The organism is Streptomyces sp. ICC4 (assembly GCF_003287915.1).
Lineage (GTDB): Bacteria > Actinomycetota > Actinomycetes > Streptomycetales > Streptomycetaceae > Streptomyces > Streptomyces tritrimontium.
On sequence record NZ_CP030286.1, the window covers coordinates 980418 to 995208 of the forward strand.

The following is a 14791-nucleotide window of genomic DNA, read 5'->3' on the forward strand; positions in this document are numbered from 1 at the left end:
GGAGACTCGGCGCCGGGTCAGATGAATCGCCACAGGTGGTCGCTGGTGCCGTTGTCGTCCCAGAGGACGGTCTGTGCTCCCTGGGTGGTGGAGGCGCCGGAGACGCCGAGGACGCGGCCGCTGTTGGCGCACTGGATCCTGAAGGTGTCGCCGCCGCCGTGGCGCAGGCGCCACCGGTGGTCGGCGGCGCCGTTGTCCGCCCACTGGACGATCCGGGCGCCGTTGGCGGTGTCGCCGTTCTCCACGGCGAGGACCTTGCCGCTGTGGGAGTTGCGCAGGCGCAAGTGGCCGCCGGTGTCGATTACGGCCGTCCAGAGATGGTCGGCGGTGCCGTTGTCGTCCCACTGGATGGCGAGGCCGCCGTCGGCGGTGGACATGTCCCGCACACCGAGTACCCGCCCGCTGGCGACGTTCTGGATGCGCCTGGCGCCGTCGGGGACGAACTGCCACTGGCCGGCGGGGGCGCCGGTGTCGGGCACCTGTACGGCTGCGGCGCCGTTGGCGGTGGAGCCGCCTTCGATGCCCAGCAGCTTGCCGGTGTGGACGTTTTGAAGCTTGTGGTAGCCGTTGCCGGCGTCGACGACGGTCCAACGGTGGTCGGCGGTGCCGGTGTCGGCCCACTGGAGGACCGGGGCGTTGTCGGCGGTGGACATGTCCTTCACGCCGAGGACCTTGCCGCTGTTGAGGTTGCGCAGCCGCAGTGCGGTGCCGTCCACGAGGAGGGTCCAGACGTGGTCGGCGGTGCCGGAGTCGGTCCACTGCAGGGCGAGGCCCCCGTCGGCGGTGGACATGTTCCGGATGCCGAGGACGAGCCCGCTGGCCGCGTTGACGAGACGGAAGCCGGGACTGTCGGTCCGCCAGTAGACGCTGTAGTTGAAGCCCTGGGCGTCGTGGAAGGGGGCGAGGTCGACCTTCGTCCCGTTGGCGGTGGCCGTGAAGGCGAGGGCGGTGCTGCTGGTTCGGGTGATCGAAGAGGGGTCCAGGGCCGGGAGGGAGGACAGCGTGGTGCTGCCGTAGTTGCCGGCGAGGACGGCGGGGCCGTACGTGATCGCCGCGACACCGGGGCTGTCGTTGGCGGCCTGGAGGGCCACGCGCATGGGGAGCTTCACGGTGACGGTGTCGCCCGAGGTCCAGGACCGGGTGAGCGTGGCGTAGCTGCCCGGACTGGCAGTGACGGCCTGGGCGACGCCGTTGACGCTGAGGGTGGCGCCCGAAGTCCATCCGGGGATGCGGACGCGCATCGACCAGGTCCCGCCGACGCCGCCGGTGACCTTGAGCGTCGTGGTGTCGTCTGCCGGGTAGGAGGTGGTCTGGGTGACGGTGATGCCTCGCTGGGTCCAGCTCAGGACGGAGGGGAGGAACAGGTTCACGGTGAGGGTGGTGCTGCCGTCGTGGAAGTAGATGGAGTCCATCAGCTTCGTGTTGGACTCGATGCCCGTTCCCTGGCAGCACCAGAACGTGCCGTAGTCGGTGCTCCAGGTGCCGCCGCCCCAGGCCGGGCCCTTGCCACGGCGGCCGCCCGGGTTGAGGGGGGTGAAGTAGGTGACGTGCCCGTGGGGGTCGGCCGGGTTCTGGGCGCCGATGACGTGGTTGAGCAGTGCCTTCTCGTAGAAGTCGAAGTACGACGCCCGGCCGGGGTCCAGCTGCCACAGTTCTCGGGTCAGCTTGAGCATGTTGTAGGAGTTGCAGAGCTCGCAGGTGTCGGGGACGAGGAAGCCGGAGATGGCGTTCGGGGCTCGGAAGTGTTCCGCCTGGCTGTTGCCGCCGATGGCGTACGTGTGCGAGGTGGTGCAGATCGTCCACGCGTTGGCGGCGATGTCGCGGTAGCGGGTCGTCCCGGTGGCCTTGTACTCGCGGACGGCTCCGATCCACTTGGGCACCTGCGTGTTGGCGTGCAGACCGTTCAGCTGGTCCAGGTTCGCGGCGAGGGGGTCGAAGACCGCCGCGTGGTCGAACCGCTGGGCGGTGGTCAGCCAGCGTGCGTCGCCGGTCTGTTGGTGGAGGTCGGCCAGCACCTCGTTCATGCCGCCGAACTCGACGCCCATCAACGACTGCATCCTGCTCTGGCTGAGCGCTGCGGTGCGCCGGTCGACCCAGCCGGCGAGCGCGAGGAGCACGTCGCGGGCCTGCGTGTTGCCGATGAGGCGCCACACGTCGAGCAGACCGGCCATGGTCTTGTGGACGCAGTAGTACGGGACGTTGCCGTTGTTCAGTGTGCCTGCTTCGAGGCTGGTGAAGTCGGCCTCGGGAAAGCCCGACAGGTAGCCGGCGGAGAAGCCCGCGGTGGAGTTGTTGGCTTGGCACTTGGCGAGTTCGGCCACCATGCGGTCGGCCTTGTCGCGGCAGGTGGTGTCCCCGACCGCGGCGTAGGCCTGGGCCCATGCCGTGAGGAAGTGGCCCTGCACGTGGGTGCGGAAGGGGAACGCCGGGTCGTCCCATCCTCCGGTCGGGGCCGCGGCGTTGGTGGAGAGCCGGTGGTTGGCGCGGAAGTTGTACAGCAGGCGGTCGACGTCGATGAAGCGGAGATAGGCCAGGGTGCGGTTCTGATTGTCGAGCCAGCGGCTGCTGGTGAGCTGGACCTGACCCAGGTCGAACGGGAACGTCGACACTCCGAAGTCGGACCTGACCGGGGGTGTCTGCGCCGCCGCGGAGACGGTGCCCAGTACGGGGCCGACAGCGGCGGCCACGGCCGCGACGCCGGTCGCCTTGATCATGGCGCGGCGGCTTAAGGGGGGAACCGGCATGGCGAACTCCGTGGTCCGTGGGGGATGGGGGCGCCGCGCACATGGCCTGTCGGGCTTCGACCGGGGGCTGTGAGGTCGGCGCGGCGGCTGCCTGCTGCGCACGAGTGTTAACGCTCACAATTGACGTGTCAATACTTTCGACGGGCGGCGGCGGCAGGGCCGTCCCGCGCACCGCGCGCAGTTGGTCCGGGCGATCGGTCCGCTCCGGCGGCGTACATCGCGGCCACGTCCACCGAGGTCAACGGGGGTCGTCTGGGCGGGACGCGAGGCGCGAACGGGCAGGTGGCGGAGGCTGACCACCACCTGCCCGCGGCGCCAGCGATGTCAGCGCCTGCCCGGCGGTTCCGGTGGGGCCGGGTACGTGATGTCGAACGACGTGAAATGGGCTTGGTTGGTGGAGGGACGACCGTTGGAGGTGGCGTAGAGGCCGAGCTGGATGCTGGTGAACAGCGGGGTCAGGAAGGTGGCTTCGACGGTGGTCAGGTCCTGCCAGGCTCCGTCGGGCGCCGCGTGGGCGAAGGTGTGGCTGAGCCCGCGGATGCGGACCCCCAGGCGAACGGGGCCCGGGGGGACCCGAACGCCGGCCAGGACCTCGGCCCCGCGGCGGAGGATGAGTCCTTCCGCGGTGCGGAGGAAGAGGAGATGGGCCTCGTCGTCCAGGACCACGGCGAGGCCCGCCTGTTCCTCCGGTGCGGTGGGGGCGAAGCGCAGCTCGGTGGAGACGTCGCAGTCGGGCTGCTCCTGTGGGCGGGCCAGGAGGGAAGGGGTGGTGCGCTCGCCCAGGCGTTCGGGGCGGAGCTGGAGGCGGAGCCCGTCGCCGGTGGTCCAGAACCGCGCGGGTGGGGTGCGCAGGGTGCTCCAGTCCGCGCCGAGCGTGGCGAAGTCGTCGTGGACGGGGCGGCGGAGGTCCGTGTGGGCGACGGGGGAGAAGACCGGCCAGCCCGCGTCCCAGGTGATCCGGCTGAGGAAGGTCTCGCGGCCGAGGGCGGAGCCGGGGCGGACGCCCAGGAGGACGGCCCGCCAGTCGCCGTTCGGGGTTTGGACGAGGTCGGCGTGCCCGGTGCAGGTGACCGGACCCTTGGCGGGCGGTAGCACCGGATTGCCGGGGGCGCCCTCGTAGGGGCCGGTCACGCGGGTGGAGCGGGCGGCCACCACGCTGTGGTCCACATCGGTGCCGCCCTCGGCGGTGACCAATAGGTAGGTGCCGCCGGTCTGGTAGAGGTGCGGGGCCTCCGACCATCGGGCGTCGGGGTGGCTCCCCGACCACAGGACGTACTCGGGTCCCGTCAGCCGTCGTTCCCGGGGGAGGTATTCGCGCATCCAGATCTCGGTGCGGCCCGCGGCCTCGTCCACGACTCGTGCGGCCGTGAACCAGGCCCGGCCGTCGCCGTCGCCGTCCCGGTCGCCGTCGCCCTCCCCGTCCCCCTGCCCTTCGCCCTCGTCCGGTCCGTCGTCGAAGAACAGCGAAGGGTCGAAGCCCTCGCCCTCCAACCATTGGGGTTCCGACCACGGCCCCGCCGGGTCGGTCGCCGTGACGACGAAATGGCCGGGGCCGTCCATCAGCGTGCAGACGAGGTGGAAGACCCCGTCATGGTGCCGGATCGTCGGTGCGAACAGACCCCGTGAGGGCTCGCACCCGTCGAGGTCGAGCTGGGACGCCCGGTCGAGCGCGGAGCCGATGCGCCGCCAGTTCACGAGATCGCGGCTGTGGAACACGGGCAGGCCGGGGAACCATTCGAAGCTGGACGTCACCAGGTAGTGGTCCGCTCCCACCCGGCAGACGGACGGGTCGGGCCGGAACCCGGGCAGCACGGGATCACCGAAGACGGGGTCATCGCACGACGTGGTCATGGAACCGGGACGATCTCGACCGGAACGGACAGCACCCGGTCGGCCGCGGGGTGGCGTACGGGGCCCTCCAGAGTGAAGGAGCCGTGGAGCGGAAGATCGCCGCTGGACCGTCCGACGGCCACGCCGATCTCCCCGGGCTCCACTCTTCTGCGCAGGTCCAGCCCGGTGAAGGAGGTCCGGTCGGCATGGACCGAGAAGGTGACCCGGGCGGCCGCGCCCGGCCGCAGCTCGACCCTGGCGAATCCGGCGAGCCACCGCTGCGGCCGGACGACGGACGCCACGGGATCGGAGAGGTACAGCTGGACCACTTCGGTCCCGGCCACCTCGCCGACGTTGCGCACGGTGACCGAAACGGAGACGGCCCCGTCCGTCGCGGCGACGGGATCCACGGAGAGCTCCGAGCAGGTGAAGCTGGTCCAGCTCAGCCCGTGCCCGAAGGGGAACAGCGGGGTCGGGTCCACCGAGCTCCATTCGGTGTGCCCGCCTAGCCGGGCGTGCAGGTAGGTGCCGGGCTGGCCGCCGGCCTGGCGGGGGATGGAGACGGGCAGCCGCCCGGACGGTTCCGCGGCCCCGCTGATGATCCGGGCCAGCGCCGTCCCGCCCTCCTCGCCGGGGAAGAAGGCCTGCACCACGGCCGATGCGCGCTCGGCCAGCGTGCCGAGTGCGTAGGGCCGTCCGGAGACGAGGACCAGAACGGTCGGCACCCCGGAGTCCAGAACGGTGTCGGCGAGCGCGGCCTGGTCGCCGGGCAGGTCGAGGGTCTCGGCGTCGCAGCCTTCTCCGGAGGTGCCCCGGCCGAACATGCCGGCCCGGTCCCCGAGTACCAGCACGTTCACGTCCGGATCGTCGTCGGTGACTGCGAACCCGCCAGCGGTGAGCGCCTCACCGAGCGTCGGGATGTGCAGCCCGAGGTCGCCGGGCAGCGCGACGTGGTTGGGGAAGGAGTAGCAGCCGAGGAAGGACTGGGGGTCGTCCGCGTACGGCCCGCTGATCGCGACCCGGCACGGCCGCAGCGGCAGGATGCCGTCGTTGGCGAGCAGCACGGTGGACCGTTCGGCCAGGAGCCTGGCCAATGCCCGGTTTTCCGGCGGGTCGAGGTCGACCGGCTCGGGCTTGACGGGTTCCCAGCCGGGGTCGAGCAGGCCGAGCTCGGCCTTCTGCAGCAGGACCCGTTCCGCGGCCCGATCGATGAGTTCCTCGGACACGACTCCCGACCGGACGAGTTCGGTCAGCGGCTCGCCGTAGCAGCGGGCCGTGGGCAGCTCGACGTCGATTCCGGCGGTCAACGCCAGCGAGCCGGCCGCGCCCCGCGATCCGGTGACGCCGTGCCGGGTCTCCAGGAAGGAGACGGCGTAGTAGTCGGCGACGACCACACCACTGAAACCGAGCTCACCCCTCAGCAGTTCGGTCAGCAGCCGTGGATCGGCGGCCACCGGGACGCCGTCCACGTCGGTGTAGCTGTTCATCACCGACCGGGCGCCCCCCTCGCGCAGCGCCCGTACGAAGGGCTCGACCAGTACGTCGGCGAACTCGCGCGGCCCCGAGGAGACGGGGGCCATGTTCCGGCCGCCGCGCGAGGCCGAGTACCCGGCGAAGTGCTTGAGCGTCGCCACGATCCCGGCGCCCTCCAAACCCTGCACGTAGGCGGTGCCGATCGCTCCGACGAGATAGGGATCCTCGCCGATGCACTCCTCGGTCCTGCCCCACCGGTAGTCGCGGACCACGTCGAGCACCGGAGCCAGCCCTTGGTGGACGCCGACCTGCCGCATCCCCGCCCCGATGGCAGCGGCCATCCGGCGCACGAGCCCGGGATCGAAGGAGGCTCCCCAGGCCAGTGGCCCGGGGAAGACCGTCGCCCCGAACGTCATGAACCCGGTCAGGCACTCCTCGTGAGCGACCGCCGGGATCCCGAACCGGCCGGATCCGGTCACCTGCCGCTGGAGCGAGGCGAGCCGCTCCATCCCGGCCTCCGCGGCGATCGGCGCGGTGCCGTACACCCGGGTGAGCTGGCCGAGCCCGTGGGCGACGATGTCGTCCAGGCCGGGCGCGGACTCGCCGGAATCGTCCTCCATCGGCGCGACCGGTGTCCCCGGATCCGAGGGCAGCGCCCAGAATCCGGTGAGCTGACCCGCCTTCTCTTCCAGCGTCATCCGTTTCAGCAGATCGGCGACTCGTACGGACACGGGTATGAGGGGGTCACGCCAGGGCTCGGTCAAGGAGTTCTCCTAGGGACTTCGACGACACGACCTAGTGCTGTGGCCGGGAAGGTTTGCCGGGTCGCGGTGTTCGGTGCGGTGCTTCGCAAGGCGGAGGACCACGCCTCGTACTGGACGTACCGGTGTGGTCCGACAACGCGGCGAGGTGCCGTGCCGGGCGCCGCGACCCGGTGGACCTTTCCGGTCACAGCACTAGAGACGGGGCGGGGCGGTGGAGAGCCGGACCTTGAGCTCGGTCGAGAGCTCCATCCGGGGGCTGACCAGGGGCTGGCCGTCCAGGAGCTGGAAAAGTGTGCGGGCGGCGAGCCGGCCCATCTCCTCCAGCGGCTGGCGCACCGTCGTCAGCGGCGGTGACAGCCATTCGCACATCGGCAGGTCGTCGAAGCCGACCACGCTGAGGTCCTGGGGGATGCTCAGCCCGCCCTGCCGGGCGGCTTCGTAGACGCCCATCGCCTGCTGGTCGCTGCCGGCGAAGATGGCGGTCGGGGGCTCGGGAAGGGCGAGCAGTTCCTGGGCGCGCCGGAACCCGCCCTCGTGCTGGAAGTCGCCGAACCGGATCAGGTCGCGGTCGACCTCGATCCCGGCCCGCTCCAGCGCGGCGCGGTACCCGTCGATGCGGGCCTGGCTGCAGAGCATCTCCTTGCGCCCGCCGATCGCGGCGATCCGGCGGTGCCCCAGCTCCAGCAGGTGCTCGGTGGCGGCGAGGCCGCCCGCCCAGTTGGTGGCGCCGATGCTCGGCACACCGTTGCCCGGCAGGTCGATCGGGTCGATGACCACCAGCGCCACCCCGGCCTGTTCGACCTGGGCACGCTGGGCCTGGGTGACCGAGGCGGTGACGAGGATGACGCCGTCGCTGTGGTGCAGGACCGGCAGGGCGGCCCAGCTCGACGGCGTGGCCTCGCCCGGCGGGACGAGCGACACGACGGTGCCGACGCTCCGCTGGGCGCACTCGGCCTCGACACCGCGCAGTATCTCCACCGCCCACGCGCTGTCCAGACCGCCGATGATCAGGTCGACCAGGCCGGACCTGCGGGCCCTCGCCTGCCCACCGGGGTGGAGGTAGTTGTGGGAGCGCAGCAGGCCCTCGATCCGTTCGCGTGTCGAGGGTGCGACATCGGAGCGACCGTTGACCACCTTCGACACGGTGGCCTGGGACACCCCTGCCTCCGCGGCGATGAGGGCCAGGGTCGGACGCTGCTCGCTCAACTTCTCTCCTCTGTGTGGACGTTCTGGGCTGACGACGGGTATCGCAAACTTTCGAAGAGTTTCCGGTCGGCGCGACCAGGTTGTCAAGCTCCAAGTGCGCTGAGGCAGAGGGGAATTCAGTAAGAAGGCTTGACCGGGGGGCCGCGCGTTCCTAGTTTGTGGCAGCACCGAATCGAGGATGTTGCGAAACAGTTTCGAAATCGAACCGCATTCCCCACCCCGGAGGTCCCATGGCCAGCACACCCCCGAGCCGACGAAGCTTCCTCGCGCTCTCGGGCCTGACCGCTCTGTCCGTCTCGCTGACCGCGGCCTGCGGCGGCGGGGACTCCGGCTCGGGGCCGGCGGCCGACGGCAAGGTGGCCTTCGCGTGGTGGAACATCGCCACGACGGAGCCGGGAAAGTCCCTCTTCCCGCAGATCTCCTCGGCGTTCACGGCCGCCCACCCGAACATCACGATCAAGACCACCTCGTTGGAGAACGAGGCGTTCAAGTCCAAGCTGACGGCCATCACCTCGTCGGGCAAGCTCCCCGACGTCTTCCAGACCTGGGGCGGCGGCGTGCTGCAGCAGCAGGTCGACGCGGGGCTGGTCGAGGACCTCACCGACGTGTTCGGCTGGTCGTCCGAGCTCACCCCGGTCTCGCTGCAGGCCTATCAGTTCGAGGGCCGGACCTACGGGGTGCCCTACGACGTCGGCATGGTCGGCTTCTGGTACAACAAGAAGCTCTTCGCCAAGGCCGGGATCACCGCTCCGCCGGCCACCTGGGCCGAGCTCCTCGAAGACGTCAAGAAGCTCAAGGCGGCGGGTGTCACTCCGATCGCCCTCGCGGGCAAGGAGAAATGGCCCGGCCACTACTACTGGGCCTACCTCGCGATGCGCGTCGCAGGCCTTCCCGCGCTGCAGCAGGCAGCGATCACCAAGGACTTCACCGGCGCCGGCTTCGTCCAGGCAGGCACCCACCTCAAGGAGCTGGTCGACCTCCAGCCGTTCCAGACCGCCTTCCTCGGCGCCGGCTACGCCACCCCCGGCGGCCAGGCCGCGACCATGGGCAACGGCCAGGCCGCCATGGAGCTGATGGGGCAGTGGGGACCGTCGGTGCAGAAGGACGCGGGCGCCGACCTCGGAGCGGACCTGGGCTTCTTCCCCTTCCCGACGGTCGATGGCGGAGTCGGCCGGGCCACCGAGGTGTTGGGGGGCGGCGGCGGCTTCGCGCTGCGCAAGGGCGCCCCGAAGGAGGCCCTGGACTTCCTGAAGTTCCTCGTTCTGGAGAACGAGTCCAAGCTGCTGGCCTCCAACGGCTATCTGCCGGTGGTCAAGGGCGCGGAGAGCCAGCTCACCGACCCCAACAGGAAGGCGGTGGCCGACAGCCTGGTCAAGGCGACGGGATTCCAGCTCTACCTCGACCAGGCCTACCCGCCGGCGGTCGGCCAGGAGGTCAACGACAGCGTCGCCGACCTCATCGCGGGCAAGAAGACGCCCGAGCAGGTCACCAAGTCGATAACCGAGGCTGCGAAGGGTGCCTAGCTCCGTGTCCACCCTGACCAAGGAGCGGACGCAGGACGCCGGACCGGTGGGCCCGCCCGCCCCGGCACGGTCGCTCCTGCGCGGTTTGGCAGGCTGGGCGTCGGTCGCCTGGTTCCTCGTCCCGGCTCTGGTCCTCTTCCTCGTCTTCGTCCTCGCCCCGATCGCGGTCGCCGTCTACACCGGCTTCTTCAAGTGGGGCGGGGTCGGCCCCCTGGAGGAGTTCGTCGGCTTCGGGAACTACGCCACCCTCTTCCGGGATCAGGTCTTCCTCGGTGATCTGGAGCGCGGGGTGTACCTGATCACGCTGTCGATCACGGTGCAGTTGCCGTTCGCGCTGTTCACCGCCGTCCTGCTCAACCAGAGGCTGCGCGGCCGGGCCGTCTACCGGATGCTGTTCTTCGCGCCGTACATCCTGTCCGAAGTGGTCACGGCGGTCCTCTTCACGATGATCTTCCTTCCCGGTGGCGGCATGGCCGACCATCTCGCGGGCGCCCTCGGCCTGGAGGGGTTGCAGGGAAAGTGGCTCGCCGACCCCTCGACGGTCATGCCGACCCTGTTCGTCGTCATGACCTGGAAGTACTTCGGGTTCCACATGATGCTCTTCCTCGCCGGGCTGCAAAGCATCCCGGGCGAGATCCTCGAGGCCGCCTCCATCGACGGCGCCGGCGCCTGGCAGCGCTTCCGGCACGTGACGCTGCCGTTGCTCGGCCCGACGATCCGGATCAGCGTCTTCCTTTCGGTCATCGGCGCCATCCAGCTCTTCGACCTCGTCTGGGTCATGACCGCGGGCGGGCCCAACCACTCCTCCGAGACGATGGCGATCTCGATGTTCCAGTTCGGATTCAAGCGCTACCAGGTCGGCTACGCCAGTGCGATCAGCGTGGTGCTGTTCATGATCAGTCTGATCTTCTCCCTCTTCTACCAGCGGTACGTTCTGCGCCGTGACCTGAGCGGGGCCGTCACCACGGGAGGTGGCCTGTGAACGCCCGCAGAACGGCCCGCGGTCTGTCGCTGCACGCCGTGGTCTGGCTGATCGGCGCGTTCGTCGTCGTGCCGCTGGTCTACGCGGTGATCTCCGGGTTCAAGAGCACCGGCGAGCTGACGACCAACCCGTTCGGGCTGCCCGAGCACTGGAAGACCGGCAATTACACCGGCATCCTCGGCGACGGAATGTTCTGGCGGCAGATCGCCAACAGCGCGGGCATCGCGATCGGCACGGCATGCTGCACGGTGGCGGTCTCCGCGATGGCGGCGTTCGTACTGGCCCGCTACGCCTTCCGGGGCAGAGAGCTGTTCTACACGCTGTTCACGATCGGGCTCATGTTCCCGTTCGCGGTGGCCGTCCTGCCGCTGTTCCTGCTGCTGCGCAACTTCGACCTGCTCGACAACCCGCTCGGAGTGATCCTCCCGCAGGCGGCCTTCGGGCTCCCGATGACGATCATCATTCTGCGCGGGTTCTTCCGGACCATCCCCGCAGAGGTAGAGGAGGCGGCCGTCATGGACGGCTGCGGCAAGTTCCGCTTCTTCTGGAAGATCCTGCTGCCGATGGCACGTCCGGCGCTCGGCACGGTCTCGGTGCTCGCGATCGTCGCGAGCTGGAACAACTTCTTCCTGCCGCTGCTGGTGTTCAACGACCCCCAATGGCAGACGATCCCGGTCGGCGTCCAGCAGTTCCAGGGCCAGTACTCGACCGACTACGCACTCGTCCTCGCCTACATCGTGCTCGCCATGGTCCCCGCCCTCGCCTTCTACGCCGTCGCCGAGCGGCAGCTGATCGGCGGACTGACAGCGGGCGCCACCAAGGGCTGACCCGCCCCGTGTGACCTCCACCCCCGAGGAGACGCCGTGAAACGCCTGGTCGCATCGACCGCAGTCTTGTTAGCGCTAACAACACAGGCTGTGGCCGCCCCCGCGCACCCCGCCCCCGCTCCTGGGCGATCCCCACGCCTAACGGAACGCGGCCGCCCTGACCGGTGATCACTCCGCCGCAGCGCGCCGCTGCACACACCTTGCACTCGCGGGTTTCCTGGGCTTGCCCACACGCGCGCGTCAGGGCTTGCCCGTCAGTTCGCCCTTCGCCGCCGCCACGGCGGTGTCCCACGCCTTCTTCACGCCCGGGCTGTTCTCGTAGTCCAGCTCGCCCTTGGTGTTCGCGTACTGCACGGGCTGGCTGGAGATCACCGCGTTGAACAGGCCGCTGGCGGAGTCGTGGAAGGCGGTCCCGGCCGGGGCGTTCTTCTTGTACGCCTCGCCGGTCTCGATGAACTTCGCCCAGTCGCCCGCCCAGAGCCCCGCGACCTCGGTGCGGTCCGTCGGGAGCTTGGCCTGGGCGAAGAGGTCCTTGTTGTAGCAGATGGCCATCGGGCCGATGTCCGTGCCGAGGCCGATGACCTTGCCGTCGCCCGTGGTGGCCTGCTTGACCTTCCAGTCGAGGAACGCGCCGAGGTCGGCGCCGCCCGTCGTGCCGAGGTCGGTCCACTTGTCCGCCATGGCGGGACCGGTCGCCTCCGCGATGTAGCCCACCTCCAGGGCCTGGATGTCCGCGAGCCCGCTGTCGCGCGAGAGCCGCAGCTTGAGCGTGTCCCAGTACTTCTGGCCGTCCGCGACGTTCGACTCTTCGATCTTGATGTTCGGGTGGGTCTTCTCGTACTCGGCGTAGAGCTTGGCCCCGGTCGCGTCGTCGTAGCCGAAGGAACCGAAGGTGCCGATCCGCAGCGTGATCTGCTCGCCGCCCGCCGCGCCGCCGTCCGCGGCGCCGCTGTCGCCGTCGCTGCCGCAGCCGGTGAGCAGGGCGGTGCCGGTCGCCACGACGGCGACCGCCGCGATCACGGTTCGGCGTCCCTGTCCGGGTCCGCGTCCGCCTCCGTGTCTGCTGCTGGAAGTGCGCATGCCACTCTCCTCGTCCAAGGTGGTGCTCTTTGTGTGACAGGCGATCCAGCGGGCTGTTCGCGGCTCGGCGAGGGCCCGCCAGGACCCGATGTGAAGGTTGTTCTCGACCACAAGAGTGGGAGCGCTCCCACGTCGTTGCCGGAAGGTTGCTGCTTGGTGGGGGTGAGTGTCAAGAGAGGAACGTGAATTCCTCGCGCGGAGGGATGGGGCGTACGCCGGGCCCCTGCCGCGCCCCGCCCCGTCGGGCGGTGATCGCGGTCGTGGCGTCGCGAGGTGATCAGAGGTAGCGTGGGAGCGCTCCCACTTCCTCGGTCGGCGTAACGTGTTCCGCGGAGGACGGGGGCGGGATCCACCGTCCTACCTGATCAGCCGACCGGGCCGGCTCGTACGGGCTCGTCCCGGCGGGTACCGGCGCGGAGCGCGATGTCGCACGAGGGGAGTTCGAGAGTCGTGAGCGGACGGCAGAACGGCAGGCCCACCCTGGAAGAGGTCGCGGCCCTGGCCGGCGTCGGCCGGGGCACGGTCTCCCGGGTCATCAACGGCTCGCCACGGGTGAGCGAGCAGGCCAAGGAAGCCGTCGCGCGTGCCGTAGCCGAGCTCGGCTACGTACCCAACCAGGCGGCCAGGGCGCTGGCCGGCAGCCGGACCGACGCGGTCGCCCTCGTCATCCCGGAGACCGAGGCCCGGCTCTTCTCGGAGCCCTACTTCCTCGACCTGATCCGAGGGGTCAGCGCCGAGCTCGCCGAAGCCGACAAGCAGCTGCTGCTCACCCTGGTCCGGACCGAGGCGGAGCGGCAGCGCTTCGAACACTATCTGGCCGCCCAGCGGGTCGACGGCGTACTGCTGGCGTCCGTCCACGGGGACGACCCGCTGCCCGACCGGATCGCCGAGCTGGGCCTGCCGGTCGTCATGAACGGCCGGCGCTCCGAGGCCGAGCCCGTCGACTACGTGGACTCCGACAACATGGGCGCGGGCCGGGCGGCCGTCGCCCACCTCGTGGGGCGGGGCAGGGGCAGGATCGCGACCATCAGCGGGCCGCTCGACATGTACGTGGCCCGGGCGCGCCTGGGCGGCTACCGCGCGGGGCTCGCCGAGGCGGGCATCGCGCCGGACGAGTCGCTCGTGGCGACCGGGGACTTCACCGAGGAGGGCGGCCGGCTGGCGATGCGCGAGCTGCTGGAGCGCGCCCCCGGCCTGGACGCGGTCTTCGCCGCCTCCGACGTGATGGCGGCCGGCGCGCGCGGTGTGCTGCGCGAGGCCGGACGCCGGGTCCCCGAGGACGTCGCCCTCGTCGGGGTCGACGACTCGACGGTGGCCCGCCTGATGGACCCGCCCCTGACCAGCGTGCGCCAGCCGATCGAGGAGATGGGCCGCACGATGACGCGGCTGCTGCTCGAGAAGATCGGGGAGGTCGCGGCGACCGGTTCCGCGACGGCGCGCGGGAAGGGCGAGGAGACCCGCCGGGTCCTCCCGACGGAACTGATCGTGCGGGACTCTTCCTGAGCGGGGCCTGAGCGTGGCCTGGACAGGGCCTGGACGGGGCCCGACCCGGGGCCCGACCCGGGGCCCGGAGCCGCGGGGGGTCCGGAGACTCCCCACGGCGCCGGGCTGCTCACCTGCCGCGCGTCACAGCGCCGGGTGGGCGTTCTTCATGAGCTCCTGGAACTGTGCCGAGAACCACTGGCCCGAGAGCGGCGCGTTCGGGAGGGACCCCGACATGCCGTTGCGCGCGTTGCGCGCGTTGCCCGTGTACGCCGGGTCGCACATCCGGTCGAAGCCCTTGCCCTCGTTGTTCGGGATCTCCTTGCTCGCGCCGTCCGACTCGCCCGGCGGCTTGATCCACACGTACGCGTCGATGCCCGCGGCCGGCGCCGCCTGGGGCCTCTCGCCGAGCCCGGCCCCCGACTGGTTGCACCAGTTGCCGAGGTGGATGCGCCGGTCGTAGCGGCCGCCGTCGACGTACGTGTCCACGCTCGTCTGGGCGCCGGGTCCGGCCGGCCGGGCCGTGCCGCCCCAGCCGTTGCGGGAGGTGTCGATCAGCATGCCGAGGCTGGCGTCGAAGCCCAGGGAGACCAGCTTGCCCCGCATGGCCTGGGCGTAGGAGAGCTCGTCCGTGTACCGGTTCCAGTCCACCCACTTCGACTGGCGTACGGACGTCCCGTTGACGGAGTCCTCGATCCTGAAGTGGTCCTCCTTCAGTGCGCTGTAGTTGGCCGTGTTGACGATGAACCCGTGCACGTCGGCGAGCCTGGCGCCCTCGGCCGTGGCGGCCTGCTTGAACATCTCCGCGGAGGCGCCGAAGTTGTCGTCCCAGCCGAGCCAGCCGTGGTGGCCGGCGTCCACGTAGTTGTAGAGCTGTGAT

Annotated in this window: 9 protein-coding genes and 1 pseudogene; 4 read left to right on the forward strand and 6 right to left on the reverse strand. The window is 70.4% G+C overall.

The window, feature by feature from the left end:
• Window positions 1-17: 17 nt before the first annotated feature.
• The 4 genes from DRB89_RS04535 to DRB89_RS04550 form a co-directional block, all read right to left on the reverse strand.
• Window positions 18-2744 carry a beta-L-arabinofuranosidase domain-containing protein gene (locus tag DRB89_RS04535; RefSeq protein ID WP_112447242.1) on the reverse strand — a complete coding sequence of 909 codons (2727 nt, stop codon included), beginning with the start codon at window positions 2742-2744 and terminating at the stop codon, window positions 18-20.
• Between the two features lie 324 nt (window positions 2745-3068).
• Complete coding sequence (locus DRB89_RS04540) at window positions 3069-4595, reverse strand: glycoside hydrolase family 43 protein (RefSeq protein WP_112447241.1); 1527 nt, start codon at window positions 4593-4595, stop codon at window positions 3069-3071.
• Window positions 4592-6811: a glycoside hydrolase family 3 N-terminal domain-containing protein gene (locus tag DRB89_RS04545; protein WP_112447239.1), complete on the reverse strand. Its 2220-nt coding sequence runs from the start codon at window positions 6809-6811 to the stop codon at window positions 4592-4594. Before DRB89_RS04545 ends, DRB89_RS04540 begins: the two co-directional genes overlap by 4 nt.
• Before the next feature lie 192 nt (window positions 6812-7003).
• On the reverse strand, window positions 7004-8017 hold the full coding sequence (locus DRB89_RS04550) for a LacI family DNA-binding transcriptional regulator (protein ID WP_112447237.1): 1014 nt from the start codon (window positions 8015-8017) through the stop codon (window positions 7004-7006).
• A 230-nt stretch (window positions 8018-8247) separates the two neighbouring features.
• On the opposite strand from DRB89_RS04550, the gene DRB89_RS04555 reads away from it, so the two are divergent.
• The 3 genes from DRB89_RS04555 (at window position 8248) to DRB89_RS04565 (ending at window position 11349) form a co-directional block, all read left to right on the forward strand.
• Window positions 8248-9540, forward strand: a complete 1293-nt coding sequence (locus tag DRB89_RS04555; RefSeq protein WP_112447235.1) for an extracellular solute-binding protein — start codon at window positions 8248-8250, stop codon at window positions 9538-9540.
• Between the two features lie 76 nt (window positions 9541-9616).
• Window positions 9617-10522, forward strand: a complete 906-nt coding sequence (locus DRB89_RS04560; RefSeq protein ID WP_239516734.1) for a sugar ABC transporter permease — start codon at window positions 9617-9619, stop codon at window positions 10520-10522.
• The gene (locus DRB89_RS04565) at window positions 10519-11349 is read left to right on the forward strand and encodes a carbohydrate ABC transporter permease (RefSeq protein WP_112447232.1); all 831 of its coding nucleotides are present in this window, start codon (window positions 10519-10521) and stop codon (window positions 11347-11349) included. The genes DRB89_RS04560 and DRB89_RS04565 overlap by 4 nt, the downstream gene beginning before the upstream one ends.
• A gap of 240 nt (window positions 11350-11589) precedes the next feature.
• Here DRB89_RS04565 and DRB89_RS04570 read toward each other — a convergent pair whose 3' ends face one another.
• Window positions 11590-12369, reverse strand: a complete 780-nt coding sequence (locus tag DRB89_RS04570; protein WP_239516016.1) for an extracellular solute-binding protein — start codon at window positions 12367-12369, stop codon at window positions 11590-11592.
• A gap of 483 nt (window positions 12370-12852) precedes the next feature.
• On the opposite strand from DRB89_RS04570, the gene DRB89_RS04575 reads away from it, so the two are divergent.
• Window positions 12853-13932, forward strand: coding sequence for a LacI family DNA-binding transcriptional regulator (locus tag DRB89_RS04575; RefSeq protein WP_112463211.1), 1080 nt, complete (start codon window positions 12853-12855; stop codon window positions 13930-13932).
• 123 nt (window positions 13933-14055) lie between these two features.
• Here the strand turns inward: DRB89_RS04575 and DRB89_RS04580 are convergent.
• Window positions 14056-14784, reverse strand: a pseudogene (locus tag DRB89_RS04580) (glycoside hydrolase family 6 protein); the annotation flags it as partial.
• Between the last annotated feature and the right edge of the window lie 7 nt (window positions 14785-14791).

Bases quoted from the DNA above. Each gene is read 5' to 3' on its own strand.
- DRB89_RS04555 (WP_112447235.1), top strand. From the start codon at position 8,248: ATGGCCAGCACACCCCCGAGCCGACGAAGCTTCCTCGCGCTCTCGGGC.
- DRB89_RS04540 (WP_112447241.1), bottom strand. From the start codon at position 4,595: ATGACCACGTCGTGCGATGACCCCGTCTTCGGTGATCCCGTGCTGCCC.
- DRB89_RS04535 (WP_112447242.1), bottom strand. From the start codon at position 2,744: ATGCCGGTTCCCCCCTTAAGCCGCCGCGCCATGATCAAGGCGACCGGC.
- DRB89_RS04575 (WP_112463211.1), top strand. From the start codon at position 12,853: ATGTCGCACGAGGGGAGTTCGAGAGTCGTGAGCGGACGGCAGAACGGC.